This window comes from Enterobacter cloacae complex sp. P38RS (genome assembly GCF_014930775.1).
Taxonomy (GTDB): Bacteria; Pseudomonadota; Gammaproteobacteria; order Enterobacterales; family Enterobacteriaceae; genus Enterobacter; species Enterobacter bugandensis.
This window is the reverse complement of record NZ_JADBRS010000010.1, coordinates 1-16,535: the sequence shown is the minus strand read 5'-3', so window position 1 is coordinate 16,535 and position 16,535 is coordinate 1. Positions and strand designations below refer to the sequence as shown.

The 16,535-nt window shown below is 52.6% G+C and carries 14 protein-coding genes; 13 read left to right on the top strand and 1 reads right to left on the bottom strand.

Features of this window, described 5'->3' with window-relative positions; all coding sequences use genetic code 11:
* Positions 1 to 5: 5 nt before the first annotated feature.
* From prmA to IM303_RS14205, 6 genes are all read left to right on the top strand, one after another.
* A complete protein-coding gene (prmA, locus tag IM303_RS14230; protein WP_028014613.1) occupies positions 6 to 887 on the top strand; it encodes a 50S ribosomal protein L11 methyltransferase in 882 nt (293 codons plus the stop codon).
* Positions 888 to 1,025: 138 nt separating this feature from the next.
* Complete coding sequence (locus tag IM303_RS14225) at positions 1,026 to 1,766, top strand: carbonic anhydrase (RefSeq protein WP_048999228.1); 741 nt, start codon at positions 1,026 to 1,028, stop codon at positions 1,764 to 1,766.
* A 330-nt stretch (positions 1,767 to 2,096) separates the two neighbouring features.
* On the top strand, positions 2,097 to 3,062 hold the full coding sequence (gene dusB, locus IM303_RS14220; RefSeq protein WP_008502861.1) for a tRNA dihydrouridine synthase DusB: 966 nt from the start codon (positions 2,097 to 2,099) through the stop codon (positions 3,060 to 3,062).
* Positions 3,063 to 3,085: 23 nt separating this feature from the next.
* Positions 3,086 to 3,382, top strand: coding sequence for a DNA-binding transcriptional regulator Fis (gene fis / locus IM303_RS14215; protein WP_000462905.1), 297 nt, complete (start codon positions 3,086 to 3,088; stop codon positions 3,380 to 3,382).
* A 179-nt stretch (positions 3,383 to 3,561) separates the two neighbouring features.
* Complete coding sequence (locus IM303_RS14210) at positions 3,562 to 3,726, top strand: DUF2556 family protein (RefSeq protein ID WP_014885446.1); 165 nt, start codon at positions 3,562 to 3,564, stop codon at positions 3,724 to 3,726.
* Between the two features lie 138 nt (positions 3,727 to 3,864).
* The gene (locus IM303_RS14205) at positions 3,865 to 5,946 is read left to right on the top strand and encodes a bifunctional diguanylate cyclase/phosphodiesterase (protein WP_193360038.1); all 2,082 of its coding nucleotides are present in this window, start codon (positions 3,865 to 3,867) and stop codon (positions 5,944 to 5,946) included.
* On the opposite strand, the gene envR is transcribed toward IM303_RS14205, so the two are convergent.
* Positions 5,862 to 6,578, bottom strand: coding sequence for an acrEF/envCD operon transcriptional regulator (envR, locus tag IM303_RS14200; protein WP_193360037.1), 717 nt, complete (start codon positions 6,576 to 6,578; stop codon positions 5,862 to 5,864). The two genes, IM303_RS14205 and envR, sit on opposite strands and share 85 nt — an antisense overlap.
* 384 nt (positions 6,579 to 6,962) lie before the next feature.
* Here envR and IM303_RS14195 point away from each other — a divergent pair, with 384 nt between their 5' ends.
* From IM303_RS14195 to IM303_RS14165, 7 genes are all read left to right on the top strand, one after another.
* Entirely contained in the window at positions 6,963 to 8,102 is a 1,140-nt protein-coding gene (locus IM303_RS14195) for an efflux RND transporter periplasmic adaptor subunit (RefSeq protein ID WP_028014617.1), read from the top strand.
* 11 nt (positions 8,103 to 8,113) lie between these two features.
* On the top strand, positions 8,114 to 11,227 hold the full coding sequence (locus tag IM303_RS14190; protein WP_049136867.1) for an efflux RND transporter permease subunit: 3,114 nt from the start codon (positions 8,114 to 8,116) through the stop codon (positions 11,225 to 11,227).
* 301 nt (positions 11,228 to 11,528) lie between these two features.
* Complete coding sequence (locus IM303_RS14185) at positions 11,529 to 11,750, top strand: lipoprotein (protein WP_008502867.1); 222 nt, start codon at positions 11,529 to 11,531, stop codon at positions 11,748 to 11,750.
* 448 nt (positions 11,751 to 12,198) lie between these two features.
* Complete coding sequence (locus IM303_RS14180) at positions 12,199 to 13,224, top strand: amino acid ABC transporter substrate-binding protein (protein WP_028014619.1); 1,026 nt, start codon at positions 12,199 to 12,201, stop codon at positions 13,222 to 13,224.
* A 67-nt stretch (positions 13,225 to 13,291) separates the two neighbouring features.
* On the top strand, positions 13,292 to 14,473 hold the full coding sequence (locus tag IM303_RS14175; RefSeq protein ID WP_193360036.1) for an amino acid ABC transporter permease: 1,182 nt from the start codon (positions 13,292 to 13,294) through the stop codon (positions 14,471 to 14,473).
* 9 nt (positions 14,474 to 14,482) lie between these two features.
* Positions 14,483 to 15,586, top strand: a complete 1,104-nt coding sequence (locus IM303_RS14170) for an amino acid ABC transporter permease (RefSeq protein ID WP_047367023.1) — start codon at positions 14,483 to 14,485, stop codon at positions 15,584 to 15,586.
* 7 nt (positions 15,587 to 15,593) lie between these two features.
* Complete coding sequence (locus IM303_RS14165; protein WP_041907797.1) at positions 15,594 to 16,352, top strand: amino acid ABC transporter ATP-binding protein; 759 nt, start codon at positions 15,594 to 15,596, stop codon at positions 16,350 to 16,352.
* The last annotated feature ends 183 nt before the right edge of the window (positions 16,353 to 16,535 follow it).

The following is a 16,535-nucleotide window of genomic DNA, read 5'->3' as shown; positions in this document are numbered from 1 at the left end:
TTGCCATGCCGTGGATCCAACTAAAACTGAACACAACCGGCGCGAACGCCGAAGAGCTAAGCGATGCGCTGATGGAAGCCGGCTCTGTCTCCATCACCTTTCAGGACACGCACGACACGCCGGTCTTTGAACCGCTGCCGGGCGAAACGCGCCTGTGGGGTGATACCGACGTGATCGGCCTGTTCGATGCCGAAACCGACATGAAAGAGGTGGTGGCGATTCTGGAAAACCATCCGCTGCTGGGAGCAGGCTTCGCGCATAAAATCGAACAGCTGGAAGACAAAGACTGGGAACGCGAGTGGATGGACAACTTCCACCCGATGCAGTTCGGCAAACGTCTGTGGATCTGCCCAAGCTGGCGCGAGGTTCCCGATGAAAACGCGGTGAACGTGATGCTTGACCCAGGCCTGGCGTTTGGCACCGGCACCCATCCAACCACGTCTCTGTGCCTGCAGTGGCTGGATGGTCTGGATCTGGAAGGTAAGACGGTGATCGACTTCGGCTGCGGTTCCGGGATCCTCGCGATTGCCGCCCTGAAACTGGGCGCGGCGAAAGCCATCGGGATCGATATCGATCCGCAGGCCATTCAGGCCAGCCGCGATAATGCCGAGCGTAACGGCGTCTCCGATCGTCTGGAGCTCTACCTGCCGGAAGCGCAGCCAGAAGCCATGAAAGCCGATGTGGTGGTCGCAAACATTCTCGCGGGCCCACTGCGTGAACTGGCGCCATTAATCAGCGTGCTGCCGGTTGAGGGCGGTCTGCTGGGACTTTCAGGCATCCTGGCAAGCCAGGCGGAGAGCGTTTGCGAAGCCTACGCCGATCTCTTTGCGCTCGACCCGGTCGTCGAGAAAGAAGAGTGGTGCCGCATTACCGGTCGTAAAAAATAAGTATTTGGCGTGGTCCTCTGACCACGCCTTTTCTCCTCGAATATTCCTCCCGCACCTGGCCTGCCTCCGGTAAAATAACCCTACAAATCATATTGATAAATTTTGATTTGGATAATAAAAATTCACGGGAAGAATATTATGAAACACGTTTATAGCAAGGCAGCGCTGTTAGCGCTGAGCATGATCTCGGCTTCAGCATGCGCATCACACTGGAGCTACAAAGGAGAAAGTTCACCTGAGCACTGGGGCGAACTGGATGAGGCCTACAAGACCTGCCAAAGCGGGATGAACCAGTCCCCGATTGACATCGATTCCACCGTTAACGCCCATCTTTCCCCGCTGCAAACGCACTACGTTGACGGCCCTGTGACGCTGACAAATAATGGCCATACCATTCAGGCAAGCGAGCAGGCCGACACTCGCGACACTATCACGCTGGATAAGCAAACCTGGGCATTACAGCAGTTCCACTTCCACGCGCCGAGCGAAAACACCGTACACGGCAAGCATTACGCGATGGAAATGCACCTTGTGCATAAAAATGCGAAGGGGGAACTGGCGGTGGTCGCGGTCATGTTCGACAAAGGGGCAGAGAACCGTGAACTTGATAAACTGTGGGACGTTATGCCTCAGCAGGCTGAGCTGAACGTCTCCATCAAGCAGGAGCTCAACCTGAATAAGCTGCTGCCGGAAGATAAAACGTACTGGCGCTTTAGCGGCTCGCTGACAACGCCACCGTGTTCAGAAGGCGTCACCTGGATCGTGCTTAAGCATCCTCTGACGGTCTCCGCCGGGCAGCTCGAGAAATTCACCCACACAATGCATCACGATAATAACCGGCCGGTACAGTCTCTCCATGGTCGTGTTATCCTCGAATAACGTCTATTTTTTGCCCTGAGATCATGTTCTAAAATGCGACGCAGATCGCAAAGAAGTGGGGAAATCTGCTGTTAAAAACAGCAGATTATCCCGCTCATCTGTCGCATTTATTCAGAAATGATGAGAAGTTACGGGAAATTGTAAGCGCACATAAAATAGCCATCAGCGCATAACTCAATGATTTCAATAATGAATAATTTTAAACGAAAAGATTGCGCGGCGATTCCTTGATCTACAACAGTGGATTGTTCAAAGTTTGGCCTTTCATCTCGTGCAAAAAATGCGTAATATACGCCGCCTTGCAGTCACAGTATGGTCATTTCTTAACTCATGCGCATCGGACACCACCAGCTTAGAAATCGCCTGATCGCAGCCCCAATGGCAGGTATTACCGACCGGCCGTTCAGGACGCTGTGCTATGAGATGGGAGCCGGTTTAACCGTATCCGAGATGATGTCGTCTAACCCACAGGTTTGGGAAAGCGATAAATCCCGCCTTCGGATGGTGCACATTGATGAACCAGGTATTCGCACCGTGCAAATTGCCGGAAGCGTGCCTGAAGAGATGGCAGATGCCGCGCGTATTAACGTGGAAAGTGGTGCCCAGATTATTGATATCAATATGGGTTGCCCGGCCAAAAAGGTGAATCGCAAGCTTGCAGGTTCAGCCCTTCTGCAATACCCCGACCAGGTGAAAGCTATCCTGACGGCGGTTGTCAGCGCAGTGGACGTTCCTGTTACGTTGAAGATTCGCACGGGTTGGTCGCCGGAACACCGTAACTGTGTAGAGATTGCCCAACTGGCCGAAGATTGTGGTATTCAGGCCCTGACCATCCACGGACGCACTCGCGCCTGTTTGTTCAATGGTGAAGCTGAATACGACAGCATTCGGGCAGTTAAGCAGAAGGTTTCCATTCCGATTATCGCGAATGGCGACATAACTGACCCGCTTAAAGCCAGGGCTGTACTCGACTATACGGGAGCTGATGCTCTGATGATAGGACGTGCAGCTCAGGGAAGACCCTGGATCTTCCGGGAAATCCAGCATTATCTGGACACTGGGGAGCTGCTTGCCCCACTGCCTCTGGCAGAGGTAAAGCGCTTGCTTTGTTCGCATGTTCGGGAACTGCATGACCACTACGGTCAGGCAAAAGGGTACCGAATTGCGCGTAAACACGTCTCCTGGTATCTCCAGGAGCACGCTCCAGATGACCAGTTTCGGCGCACATTCAACGCCATTGAGGATGCCAGCGAACAGCTGGAGGCGTTGGAGGCATACTTCGAAAATCTTGCGTAATGAAATAAAGAGCTGACAGAACTATGTTCGAACAACGCGTAAATTCTGACGTACTGACCGTTTCTACCGTTAACTCTCAGGATCAGGTAACTCAAAAGCCCCTGCGTGACTCGGTTAAACAGGCACTGAAGAACTATTTTGCTCAACTGAATGGTCAGGATGTTAATGACCTGTATGAGCTGGTACTGGCTGAAGTTGAACAGCCACTGTTGGACATGGTGATGCAATACACCCGCGGTAACCAGACCCGCGCTGCGCTGATGATGGGTATCAACCGTGGTACTCTGCGTAAGAAACTGAAAAAATACGGCATGAACTAATTTAGATTAGCTAACTGCTTGTTTAAAAAGGCGCTACCTGGCATGGGGATGCGCCTTTTTTATTGTCTTATTCTTTCACCGTCAACGCTTTGTAAACCTTTGCTTATCTCGCTTTTAAACCGCTTCTTTTCGTGTATATTTCCACCACTTCAGTGGCTCTCTTCTCGCGGAATGACACAATGATTCGTAAATACTGGTGGCTGGTCGTCTTTGCAATCTCCGTTTTTCTATTCGATGCCCTCCTGATGCAGTGGATTGAACTGATGAGCACCGAAACCGACAAGTGCCGCAATATGAACTCCGTCAATCCGCTGAAATTAGTGAACTGTTCAGAACTCGATTAACCCCCTGCCGTCACCAACCTCCCCGTATTACTCACTAAAAACGGGGATTTAAATCCCTTTGAGCCGTTACCTGACGGTGATAATGTCTCGCCCTTCTCAACCTCTCCTGCGTAACGTCATACTCGAGTAGAACCGACCATGCTGGTTAGCCAATACAACCCTATCCTTGTAGCCCTCTCCTTTGCTGTTGCCATCCTTGCTGCTTACACCGCGCTGAATATGGCTGCACGCGTCGCCGGGAGTCAGGGCGTCGCAGCGCGCATCTGGCTGGCGGGAGGCGGTGTTGCGATGGGTATTGGCATATGGGCAATGCACTTTATCGGCATGCTGGCGATGGATCTCTCCATGAGCATGAGCTACAACGCGACCCTGACGATTTTATCTATGGTCATCGCCGTGGGGTCGTCACTGTTTGCGCTATGGCTCGTCAGCTGTGAACAGCTGCGCATGCGCCGCCTGCTCCCCGGCGCTCTGGTGATGGGAATCGGCATTGTTGCCATGCATTACACCGGTATGGCGGCGCTGGAGGTGAGGCCGGGGATCGTTTGGGACACGCTGTGGGTGGCCATTTCGGTCGTGATTGCGCTTGCCGCTTCGCTTGCAGCATTGTGGCTGACCTTCCGCCTGCGTCACGAAGCCGCTCAGGTGGTGCTGATGCGCCTGGGTGCCGCCATCACGATGGGAATTGCTATCGCCGGTATGCACTACGCCGGGATGAAGGCCGCGCAGTTTCCAATGTCCACCATGGTTCACCATCATGGTATTAACGGCAGCTGGCTGGCCGTGCTGGTCAGCGTCGTCGCGCTCTCTATTCTTGGGATCACCCTGCTGGTGTCGATGCTGGATGCCCGCCTGCAGGCACGAACCGCCCTTCTGGCCTCGTCGCTGGCAGAAGCGAACCGGGAACTTGCGCAGCTGGCGCTGCACGATACGCTGACGCGTCTGCCCAACCGTATCCTGCTGGAGGACCGGCTCGATCAGGCCATCAGCAAAGCTGACCGTGAAGGTACCCATTTCGCCCTGATGTTCATGGATCTTGACGGTTTTAAAGCCATCAATGACGCCTACGGCCATGATGTCGGTGACAGGCTGCTGGTCGCCGTTACGCAGCGTCTGCTGCATCTCCTGAAGGGCCAGTTTACCCTTGCACGCATTGGCGGAGATGAGTTTGTTCTGCTGGCTGAGGGAGAAGGTCCGGACGATGCGGCCTCGCTGGCAAATTCGCTGGTGCGGGCGATCGATAGCCCGTTCACTCTCGACCCCTACGAACTGGTGGTAACGCTTAGCATTGGTATCGCCCTGTACCCTCACGACGGCAAAACCGAACGTGAGCTGATGTTTAACGCCGACGCGGCGATGTATCACACCAAGCATATGGGCCGAAACGGCTATCACTTTTTCCAGCCCTCCATGAACACTCTGGCGCAGACCCATCTTCAGTTAATGAACGATCTGTGGATGGCCGTCGATCGTAATGAACTGCGCCTGCTTTATCAGCCAAAGTTTCACGCGCCCGCGGGCCCTCTCCTCGGGTTTGAAGCGCTGCTGCGCTGGCAGCATCCGAAGCAGGGTTTACTGACGCCGGATCTTTTCCTGCCGCTGGCGGAAAAAACCGGGCTTATCATCCCTATTGGTAACTGGGTGCTCAATGAAGCCTGTCGCCAGCTGAGAGAATGGCATCTGCAGGGGCATCGAAACTGGTCAATGGCAGTAAACCTGTCGACGTTGCAGTTCGAACAGCCCTCGCTGGTTAAAACAGTGCTCGACTGCCTGGAGCGCCATCACGTCCCGCCGGAAATGTTGATCCTGGAAGTCACGGAAACTACGGCGATGAGCAACCCCGATGAGAGTGTGCGGGTGCTGACAGAGCTGACGGATGCTGGGGTGAAAGCCTCGATTGATGATTTTGGGACCGGATATTCGAGCCTGCTGTATCTCAAGCGTTTACCGGCCTGTGAACTGAAGATAGACAGAGCGTTTGTGAAAGAGTTAAGCGGTGAAAGCGAGGATGCCACCATTGTCTCTGCGATTGTGGCCCTCGCGAAAACGCTCAACCTGAAAGTCGTGGCCGAAGGTGTGGAAACCGAAGCGCAGCAAGCCTTTTTGACGGAGCTGGGCTGTAATACCTTACAGGGTTATCTGTTAGGTAAACCCGCCAGCGCGCAGACCATCGAGGCGCTTTGTGCACGGGGGGAAATGTTGCCAGGCGCTGAGCCGTAATCATTCTGAGGCGACACGCGCAAGAGAGGGAGTGTCGCCAGAATACTGTCGACCAGGGCTGGCGCCTGCTGATAAAGATTAAAACTGTCGGTATTCATTAACCAGTTTTTAATGATGCCGCTAAAAAAACCGTGGAATACTATCATGGTCAGCTCAACGTTCACCTGCGACGAAATGATGTTTCGAGAAATACATTTTTCCAGCGTAACGCGCAAAGAATCATAATTGAACCCAATACGTTTCCGAATTTCATCCTCTGAAATCATATCGCTAGTAAATTCACATTTATGATACAAAATTTGTAATAGCGCACATTGACGGGGTTCGCATGCGATATACTGAAGCGCAGTAATGAATTGCTCACGAAGTATTAACAACGGATCATCATTTTCGGAGAGAGAAAGCCTGTCGCGAATGATTTCACGTAGCGGTAATTGCTGTTCCCAAATGGCATTAAATATCTCTGCTTTACTGGTAAAGTGCCAGTAGATAGCACCACGCGTAACCTTTGCGGCATCGGCGATATCCGTCAGCGTCGTGCTGGCTACGCCTCGCGTCGCAAACTGCCCGATAGCCGCCTCAATCAACTGCTGTCGGGTTTGTTGAGCCTCTTCTTTCTTTTTACGCGCCATTGACAGCTACTCTTTACTCGCAGGGTATATACATAACATCAGGTTCGGATGGCTGGAAGTATTCACTAAAAGCCGTTTTAATTTTGCACAAAAAAAGTCAATTTACTTAATCTATAAATAATCTAAATACATACCCAGAATTAAATTCACGAAATGGATAAATTTACCGGTTAAGCTCTATTAGCCTGATTTAGCGGGCAGAAGTATAGCCGTATTTTCTACGGGACTGATTCTGATTTTCCTCTCAGGCCTCGTCATTCGCACTTATAAATTAAAAAACATTAAATACCCTCATTATTATACGCAGCTACATTTTATTTTTTCCCTCTGCCCCACTACCGATCTACGGCAAACATCGGTTAATGGGTATTTAAAGGAACAGTCATGACGAATCATTTCAGACGTTTACCCTTAGCCGGTTTCATTGTCTGCGCTGTACTGCTCACTGGATGCGATGGCCAGGAAAATCAACAACAACATGCACAGGCGCCTCAGGTCAGCGTCCATATCGTGAAAAGTGCGCCGCTGGCCGTCACAACTGAACTCCCGGGCAGAACAGATGCGTTCCGCGTTGCGGAGGTTCGTCCACAGGTTAGCGGTATCATTCTGCGTCGCAACTTCACGGAAGGTAGCGATGTAAAAGCTGGGGACTCACTTTATCAAATTGATCCTGCGACCTATCAGGCGGCTTACGACAGCGCGAAAGGCGAGCTGGCAAAGGCGCAGGCGGCGGCCAATATTGCACACCTGACGGTGAAACGTTATCTCCCACTGGTGGGAACACAGTATGTCAGTAAACAAGAGTATGACCAGGCCGTGGCTACGGCCCAGCAGGCAGATGCCAGCGTTGTCGCCGCAAAAGCGGGCGTTGAAAGCGCACGTATCAACCTTGCGTATACCAAAGTAACGTCCCCTGTCGATGGCCGCATCGGCAAATCCAGCGTGACGGAAGGGGCGCTCGTGACGAACGGGCAGGCCGCAGCGCTGGCGACGGTCCAGCAGCTTGATCCGATTTATGTCGATGTGACCCAGTCGAGCAATGAATTTATGCGCCTGAAGCAGACGAGCCTGCAAAAAGGCGACACGGCCAGCAGCGTTGAGCTGCTGATGGAGAATGGTCAGCCCTATCCGCTGAAAGGCACCCTGCAGTTCTCCGACGTTACGGTGGATGAAAGCACCGGCTCAATCACGCTGCGCGCCATTTTCCCGAATCCTCAACACCTGCTGTTACCGGGGATGTTCGTTCGCGCCCGCATTGATGAAGGCACACAACCAGATGCCATTCTGGTTCCGCAGCAGGGCGTGACCCGAACGCCGCGAGGCGACGCAACCGTGCTGGTGGTTAATGATAAAAACCAGGTTGAATCACGTACCGTCGTTGCGCCTCAGGCCATTGGCGACCGCTGGCTGGTGACGGAAGGGCTGAAAAACGGTGACCGCGTGATTGTCAGCGGATTACAAAAAGTCAGACCAGGGGCTACCGTCGTCGCCACGCCAGATACCACCACGACTCCCGCCAGTTAAGGAACGACGACATGGCTAATTTCTTTATTCAAAGGCCGGTTTTCGCCTGGGTACTTGCCATCATTTTGATGATTGCAGGCGGGCTGGCCATTCTCAAACTGCCCGTCGCCCAGTATCCGACGATTGCTCCGCCAGCCGTGGCGATTTCTGCGACCTACCCCGGCGCTGATGCCCAGACGGTGCAGGATACCGTGACCCAGGTTATCGAACAGAACATGAACGGTATCGACAACCTGATGTACATGTCTTCCACCAGCGATTCAGCAGGTAATGTCACCATCACACTGACCTTCGAGTCAGGAACGGATCCGGACATCGCCCAGGTGCAGGTGCAGAACAAGCTGCAGCTCGCCATGCCGCTGCTGCCGCAAGAGGTACAGCAGCAAGGGATTGGCGTTGAGAAATCCAGCAGCAGCTTCCTGCTGGTCGCCGGTTTTGTGTCGGACAACAAAAACCTCACTCAGGATGATATCTCCGACTATGTCGCCTCGAACGTCAAAGATGCTATCAGCCGAACGACGGGTGTCGGCGACGTTCAGCTGTTTGGCGCCCAGTATGCGATGCGCATCTGGCTCGACAGCAACGCGATGAATAAATACCAGCTGACGCCGCTGGATATTATCAACCAGCTGAAAACGCAGAACGACCAGATAGCGGCAGGTCAGTTGGGCGGTACGCCGTCTGTGCCCGGACAGCAGTTGAATGCCTCCATCATCGCGCAAACTCGCCTGAAATCACCGGAAGAGTTTGGCCGCGTGACGCTCAAGGTGAACCAGGACGGCTCGATGGTTCACCTGAAGGATGTCGCTCGCATTGAGCTCGGCGGCGAAAACTACAATATGGTGACCAAAATCAACGGGCAGGCAGCCACCGGCCTGGGGATTAAGCTGGCAACCGGGGCAAACGCGCTGGATACCGCGGCAGCCATCAAGAGCAAACTGGCGCAACTGCAACAGTTCTTCCCGCAGGGGTTGAAGGTCGTCTATCCCTATGACACCACGCCTTTTGTGAAAATTTCTATTCATGAAGTGGTGAAGACCCTGTTTGAAGCGATCGTTCTGGTCTTCCTGGTCATGTATCTGTTCCTGCAAAACCTGCGCGCGACGCTCATTCCGACTATCGCGGTGCCGGTGGTTCTGCTGGGTACCTTCGCGGTTCTTGCGGCGTTCGGTTTCTCCATCAACACCCTGACGATGTTCGGGATGGTACTGGCGATAGGGCTACTCGTTGATGACGCCATCGTGGTGGTCGAGAACGTTGAGCGCGTGATGGTAGAGGACAAGCTGCCGCCGAAAGAGGCCACGCAGAAGTCGATGGAGCAGATCCAGGGCGCGCTGGTGGGGATCGCGATGGTTCTCTCGGCGGTCTTTGTCCCGATGGCCTTTTTTGGTGGCTCGACGGGCGCCATCTATCGCCAGTTCTCGCTGACTATCGTTTCCGCCATGGCGCTCTCCGTGCTGGTTGCGCTGATCCTGACGCCCGCACTCTGCGCAACGCTGCTTAAGCCCGTCTCTGGCGATCATCATGAGAAGAAAGGGGGGTTCTTTGGCTGGTTCAATGCGCTCTTTGATAAGAGCGTGGAGCACTACAGCAACAGCGTAAGCGGTATTTTGCGTAAGACCGGCCGCTATCTGGTGGTGTACGTCCTTATTGTCGGTGGGATGGCGGTGCTGTTCCTGCGCTTACCTACCTCCTTCCTGCCTGAAGAGGATCAGGGGGTATTTATGACGATGGTTCAACTCCCGGCGGGTGCGACCCAGACGCGTACTCAGCAGGTTCTCGACCAGGTTCAGGACTACTATCTGACCCAAGAGAAAGCGAACGTTGAATCCGTCTTTACCGTTAACGGCTTTAGCTTTAGCGGTCAGGGCCAGAACTCCGGTATCGCCTTCGTCAGCCTGAAACCCTGGGAAGAACGTTCTGGGGAGAAAAATAGCGTTGAGGCCATCGTGGGCCGAGCGACAAAAGCGTTCAGCCAGATTAAAGACGGCCTTGTATTTCCGTTTAACCTGCCTGCCATTATCGAACTGGGAACCGCAACGGGCTTCGACTTTGAACTTATCGATCAGGCAAACCTGGGGCATACCCAGCTGACGCAGGCGCGTAATCAGCTGCTCGGCATGGTGAAAGAGCACCCTGACCTGCTGGTTCGCGTGCGTCCTAACGGCCTGGAGGATACACCGCAGTTCAAACTGGATGTCGATCAGGAGAAAGCGCAGGCTCTGGGGATTAGCATTTCTGACGTCAACCAGACGATATCGACGGCGTTGGGTGGTACCTATGTGAATGACTTTATCGATCATGGCCGCGTGAAAAAAGTTTACGTCCAGGCGGATGCGAAATTCCGTATGTTGCCGGGGGACATCAACAATCTCTACGTGCGCAGCGCGAATGGGGAAATGGTGCCGTTCTCATCCTTTAGCAGCGCTCACTGGGTTTACGGTTCTCCTCGTCTGGAACGCTATAACGGCATGCCGTCCATGGAGATCCTCGGTGAGTCAGCCCCAGGGAAAAGTACCGGTGAGGCCATGGTGATGATGGAAAGCCTGGCGGCAAAACTGCCTTCCGGCATCGGCTATGACTGGACGGGAATGTCTTATCAGGAACGCCTTTCCGGTAACCAGGCGCCTGCACTGTACGCCATTTCACTGATCGTGGTGTTCCTGTGCCTGGCTGCACTGTATGAAAGCTGGTCCATACCCTTCTCTGTCATGCTGGTTGTGCCGTTAGGCGTCATCGGGGCTCTTTTCGCAGCGTCGCTGCGCGGGTTAAACAATGACGTATATTTCCAGGTCGGCCTGCTGACAACGATTGGGTTATCGGCGAAAAACGCCATCCTGATCGTCGAATTTGCTAAGGACCTGATGGATAAAGAAGGTAAAGGTATCATCGAGGCCACGCTGGAAGCCTCAAGAATGCGCCTTCGCCCGATCCTGATGACCTCCCTGGCCTTCATTCTTGGCGTCATGCCGCTGGTAATTAGCACCGGAGCCGGGAGCGGCGCGCAAAACGCCGTCGGTACGGGTGTGATGGGAGGCATGCTTTCCGCAACGCTTCTGGCTATTTTCTTTGTGCCCGTTTTCTTTGTGGTTGTCCGGAGACGGTTTACCAACCATAAGGATTAACGTATCCCTGAAGGCACCGTTTGGTGCCTTTTTTATTTTAATATAAACAATGGATTAGTCATTATTGAATCGCATATTAAAAATTCATGAGTTTGCATTAAGTAAAAGCGCCCTCTTGCGACTCCATAATTTCTCCATGAATTTATCCAGAAAACGCTTTTTCTCCATGATTTTTACAAACTACATAATTTGAGATTATTCCACGTGTAACGGGAACTTACCCTGGTGGTAAAATAATCTCCAGTTCGTTAATAGCCCTCCTGGCTTTGTAGCGAATAAGAAATAATACTGAGGTAACATCATGAAAAGATTCATTTCCGTTGCACTTCTCGCTGCGCTGCTTGCTGGTTGCGCGCACGACTCTCCTTGTGTACCGGTTTACGATGATCAGGGCCGACTGGTTCATACCAATACCTGTATGAAAGGCACCACCCAGGATAATTGGGAAACAGCGGGTGCCATCGCCGGCGGCGCTGCCGCAGTAGCGGGTTTAACGTTAGGTATTGTTGCCCTGACGAAGTAACATCTGTTCAGAAAGCGCGGCTCCGGCCGCGCTTTTGCTTTTAATGAGTTCATTATTTTCTAATAAATAACAAAGTTCCGCATTTATTCTTATATTTCATTTCAACCAACCGCTATCAACACCTTTTTCTTATCTCTGATGATTTTCATACATTAATACTATTGAATACTCTGCCAATATTCACCTCAGAAACTATCTCTCCTTTTTATTTCATCCCGGTTAAAACTTTTGCTCCAATTTGTGGCACAGGTTGTCATTTCGCACTGTTTCGGGGCGCTCATTTTATTTAAGCCTGTCTACACTCTGCATTAAGCGTTCAGTTTTCTCTTATCTCGCTGAACTCAAAACTGGCATTACGTTTGCTTTATAAACGTTGGCCAATGCCACAGACAGGTTAAGCGCTTAAAAACGCTTCTATAACAATAAATTTCGCCACACAGGATCCATTATGAAAAAGACGATGATAGCCAGCCTGACCGCTGCAGGCATGTTGTTTGCCATAGCCGGTCAAGCCCATGCGGGAACGACGCTGGATGCCGTTAAAAAGAAAGGTTTTGTTCAATGCGGTATCAGCGACGGTCTGCCTGGCTTCTCTTATGCCGATGCGAACGGCAAATTTACCGGAATTGATGTGGATGTCTGCCGTGGCGTCGCAGCAGCGGTTTTTGGTGATGACAGCAAAGTAAAATACACCCCGCTGACGGCGAAAGAGCGCTTTACGGCGCTGCAGTCCGGCGAGGTTGACATGCTCTCGCGTAACACCACCTGGACCTCCTCCCGCGATGCAGGTATGGGAATGTCATTTACGGGCGTGACCTATTATGACGGCATCGGCTTTCTGACACACAATAAAGCAGGCCTGAAAAGCGCCAAAGAACTGGATGGCGCCACCGTGTGTATCCAGGCGGGTACCGATACCGAGCTGAACGTCGCGGATTATTTCAAAGCAAATAAGATGAAATACACCCCTGTGACTTTCGACCGCTCGGATGAATCAGCCAAAGCGCTGGAATCCGGTCGCTGCGACACCCTGGCCTCTGACCAGTCACAGCTGTATGCCTTACGCATTAAGCTGAGCAATCCGGCGGAATGGATTGTCCTGCCTGAAGTGATCTCCAAAGAACCTCTCGGACCGGTTGTGCGTCGTGGCGATGAAGACTGGTTCTCTATCGTTCGCTGGACGCTGTTTGCCATGCTGAATGCAGAAGAGATGGGCATCAACTCGAAAAATGTTGATGAGAAAGCGGCGAATCCTTCCACCCCGGATATGGCGCACCTGCTCGGTAAAGAAGGTGATTTTGGCAAGGATCTGAAGCTGGATAACAAGTGGGCTTACAACATCATCAAACAGGTGGGTAACTACGCAGAGATCTTCGAGCGTAACGTGGGATCGGAAAGCCCGCTGAAGATCAAACGCGGCCAGAACAATCTCTGGAATAACGGCGGTATTCAGTACGCGCCACCAGTACGTTAAGTCATAGCTGTAACGGGCACTGCTCGGGCAGTGCCCACTCCAGAGTCATGGTTACTGAGGTTTCTTTATGTCCCATCGCCGCTCAGCCGTAAAAGGATCGCTATCCTTTTCTCATCCCGCGGTCCGCGCCTGGCTATTCCAGATTATTGCTATTGTTGCGGTTGTTCTTATCGCCGTGTATCTCATCCATAACACCATCACTAACCTGAATAATCGCGGTATCACCTCCGGTTTTGCGTTTCTGGATCGCAGCGCGGGCTTTGGGATTGTTCAGCACCTTATCGACTATCAGGAGGGTGACACGTACGGACGCGTGTTTGTGGTCGGTTTACTGAATACGCTGTTGGTATCGGCACTTTGTATTGTCTTCGCGTCCATCCTGGGCTTCTTTATTGGGCTGGCGCGTCTTTCTGAAAACTGGCTGCTGCGAAAGCTTTCCACCATCTATATTGAGACGTTTCGCAACATCCCACCGCTGCTGCAGATCTTCTTCTGGTATTTCGCGGTGCTGCGTAATCTTCCCGGTCCCCGCCAGGCCCTCGATGCGTTTGAGCTGTTTTTCCTGAGTAATCGTGGGTTATACATTCCCTCTCCGCAGGTGGCCGAAGGGATTTACTCCTTTATCGTCGCCATTATTGTTGCGCTCGCGATTTCCGTCGGCCTGTTCCGCTATAACCGTAAGCATCAGATTAAAACCGGACAGCTTCGTAAAACATGGGCAGTTGCCGCTGCGCTGATTGTTGGCTTACCGTTAGTTGCTCACTGGCTTTTTGGTGCAGCCTTGCACTGGGATATTCCTCACCTACGCGGATTCAACTTCCAGGGTGGTATGGTGTTAATTCCTGAACTGGCAGCACTCACGCTGGCACTTTCAATTTATACCTCCGCGTTTATTGCGGAAATCATCCGCTCCGGGATCCAGGCCGTGCCTTACGGGCAGCACGAGGCGGCACGTTCACTCGGTTTGCCGAATACCGTGACGCTTCGCCAGGTCATTATTCCGCAGGCTTTACGGGTGATCATTCCGCCCCTGACCAGCCAGTATCTCAACATTGTCAAAAACTCATCGCTGGCAGCTGCCATTGGTTATCCGGATATGGTGTCTCTCTTCGCCGGAACCGTGCTTAACCAGACCGGACAGGCCATAGAAACCATTGCCATCACCATGTCCGTCTATCTAATCATCAGTCTGGCTATTTCGTTGCTGATGAACCTTTATAACCGTCGTATAGCACTGGTCGAGCGCTAAGGATCTATGATGACAAAAGCGATACTGTCGCACTCCTCGCGCCCTGCCAGCTCGACGGGTGGACGTTTTATTCTCTGGGCACGCAAGAATCTCTTCTCCAGCTGGAGTAATAGCCTGCTGACGATTGTCTGCCTGTGGCTAATGTGGGAATTGATTCCTCCCCTGCTGAACTGGGCGGTTATACAGGCCAACTGGGTCGGTTCAACCCGAGCTGATTGCACAAAAGCCGGCGCTTGCTGGGTATTTATTCATGAGCGCTTCGGTCAGTTCATGTATGGGTTGTATCCCCACGAACAGCGTTGGCGGATTAATCTGGCGCTGGTTATCGGCCTGCTCTCTGTTGCAGTCATGTTCTGGAAAAAGCTGCCTCACCGTGGACGCTATATTGCCGTCTGGGCGGTGGTTTATCCGATTATTGTCTGGGTGCTGCTGTATGGCGGTTTTCTGGGGCTGGAACGCGTTGAAACACGCCAGTGGGGTGGCCTGACGCTGACATTGATTATCGCTTCAGTAGGGATCGCCGGCGCGCTACCGTTGGGTATTTTACTCGCCCTGGGTCGCCGTTCAAAAATGCCGGTCGTACGCGTGCTCTCCGTTATCTTTATTGAGTTCTGGCGCGGCGTACCGCTTATCACCGTACTGTTTATGTCGTCGGTCATGCTGCCACTGTTTATGGCGGAAGGTACAACGATCGACAAGCTGATCCGTGCCCTGGTCGGGGTGATTCTCTTCCAGTCCGCCTATGTCGCTGAAGTTGTACGCGGTGGCCTGCAGGCATTGCCTAAAGGCCAGTACGAAGCGGCGGAATCACTGGCGCTCGGTTACTGGAAAACGCAGGGACTGGTGATCCTTCCGCAAGCGCTCAAGCTGGTTATCCCTGGGCTGGTCAATACGATCATTGCTCTCTTTAAAGATACCAGCCTGGTGATCATCATCGGATTGTTCGATCTCTTTAGCAGCGTGCAGCAGGCAACCGTTGACCCTGTCTGGCTGGGTATGTCCACCGAGGGATATGTCTTTGCCGCTCTGATCTACTGGATCTTTTGTTTTAGCATGTCGCGCTACAGCCAGCATCTGGAAAAGCGCTTTAACACCGGGCGTACACCGCACTGAGGAAATTATGAGCCAAATGACTATGACAACCGCCAACGCGATGATTACGCTGGAAAACGTCAATAAATGGTATGGACAGTTTCATGTCCTGAAGGACATCAATCTTAAGGTAAAGCAGGGCGAACGCATCGTCCTTTGCGGCCCTTCCGGTTCAGGTAAATCCACAACCATTCGCTGTATTAACCATCTTGAAGAGCATCAGCAAGGGCGCATTGTGGTTGATGGTATTGAACTGAATGAAGATATCCGCAATATCGAACGCGTGCGGCAGGAAGTGGGAATGGTATTTCAGCACTTTAATCTGTTTCCACACCTGACCGTTCTGCAGAACTGTACGCTTGCGCCGATTTGGGTCCGAAAGATGCCGAAACAGGAAGCGGAGGCGCTGGCGATGCACTACCTTGAACGCGTACGCATCGCGGAACATGCCAATAAGTTTCCAGGTCAGATCTCGGGCGGGCAACAACAGCGCGTGGCTATCGCCCGTTCGCTGTGCATGAAACCCAAAATCATGCTGTTTGACGAACCAACATCTGCGCTGGATCCCGAAATGGTGAAAGAAGTACTGGATACCATGATTGGGCTGGCCCAATCCGGCATGACGATGCTGTGCGTAACGCATGAGATGGGATTCGCGAGAACCGTGGCCGACCGGGTGATCTTTATGGATCGCGGGGAGATTGTTGAGCAAGCACCGCCGGATGAGTTCTTTGCGCATCCGAAGTCAGAACGTACGCGAGCATTTTTATCGCAGGTGATACATTAGTCGTTTGCTCTGCCGGGTGGCGGCTTCGCCTTACCCGGCCTACCGTTTTTCCGGCGCATAAACGCAAAAAGGCCATCCTTTCGGATGGCCTTTTCACTTATTTGATGTCTGGCAGTTCCCTACTCTCACATGGGGAGACCCCACACTACCATCGGCGCTACGGCGTTTCACTTCTGAGTTCGG

What these genes read in the sequence shown, in the direction of transcription:
- prmA (WP_028014613.1), top strand. Translation starts at nt 6, where the DNA reads ATGCCGTGGATCCAACTAAAACTGAACACAACCGGCGCGAACGCCGAA.
- IM303_RS14225 (WP_048999228.1), top strand. Translation starts at nt 1,026, where the DNA reads ATGAAACACGTTTATAGCAAGGCAGCGCTGTTAGCGCTGAGCATGATC.
- dusB (WP_008502861.1), top strand. Translation starts at nt 2,097, where the DNA reads ATGCGCATCGGACACCACCAGCTTAGAAATCGCCTGATCGCAGCCCCA.
- fis (WP_000462905.1), top strand. Translation starts at nt 3,086, where the DNA reads ATGTTCGAACAACGCGTAAATTCTGACGTACTGACCGTTTCTACCGTT.
- IM303_RS14210 (WP_014885446.1), top strand. Translation starts at nt 3,562, where the DNA reads ATGATTCGTAAATACTGGTGGCTGGTCGTCTTTGCAATCTCCGTTTTT.
- IM303_RS14205 (WP_193360038.1), top strand. Translation starts at nt 3,865, where the DNA reads ATGCTGGTTAGCCAATACAACCCTATCCTTGTAGCCCTCTCCTTTGCT.
- envR (WP_193360037.1), bottom strand. Translation starts at nt 6,578, where the DNA reads ATGGCGCGTAAAAAGAAAGAAGAGGCTCAACAAACCCGACAGCAGTTG.
- IM303_RS14195 (WP_028014617.1), top strand. Translation starts at nt 6,963, where the DNA reads ATGACGAATCATTTCAGACGTTTACCCTTAGCCGGTTTCATTGTCTGC.
- IM303_RS14190 (WP_049136867.1), top strand. Translation starts at nt 8,114, where the DNA reads ATGGCTAATTTCTTTATTCAAAGGCCGGTTTTCGCCTGGGTACTTGCC.
- IM303_RS14185 (WP_008502867.1), top strand. Translation starts at nt 11,529, where the DNA reads ATGAAAAGATTCATTTCCGTTGCACTTCTCGCTGCGCTGCTTGCTGGT.
- IM303_RS14180 (WP_028014619.1), top strand. Translation starts at nt 12,199, where the DNA reads ATGAAAAAGACGATGATAGCCAGCCTGACCGCTGCAGGCATGTTGTTT.
- IM303_RS14175 (WP_193360036.1), top strand. Translation starts at nt 13,292, where the DNA reads ATGTCCCATCGCCGCTCAGCCGTAAAAGGATCGCTATCCTTTTCTCAT.
- IM303_RS14170 (WP_047367023.1), top strand. Translation starts at nt 14,483, where the DNA reads ATGACAAAAGCGATACTGTCGCACTCCTCGCGCCCTGCCAGCTCGACG.
- IM303_RS14165 (WP_041907797.1), top strand. Translation starts at nt 15,594, where the DNA reads ATGAGCCAAATGACTATGACAACCGCCAACGCGATGATTACGCTGGAA.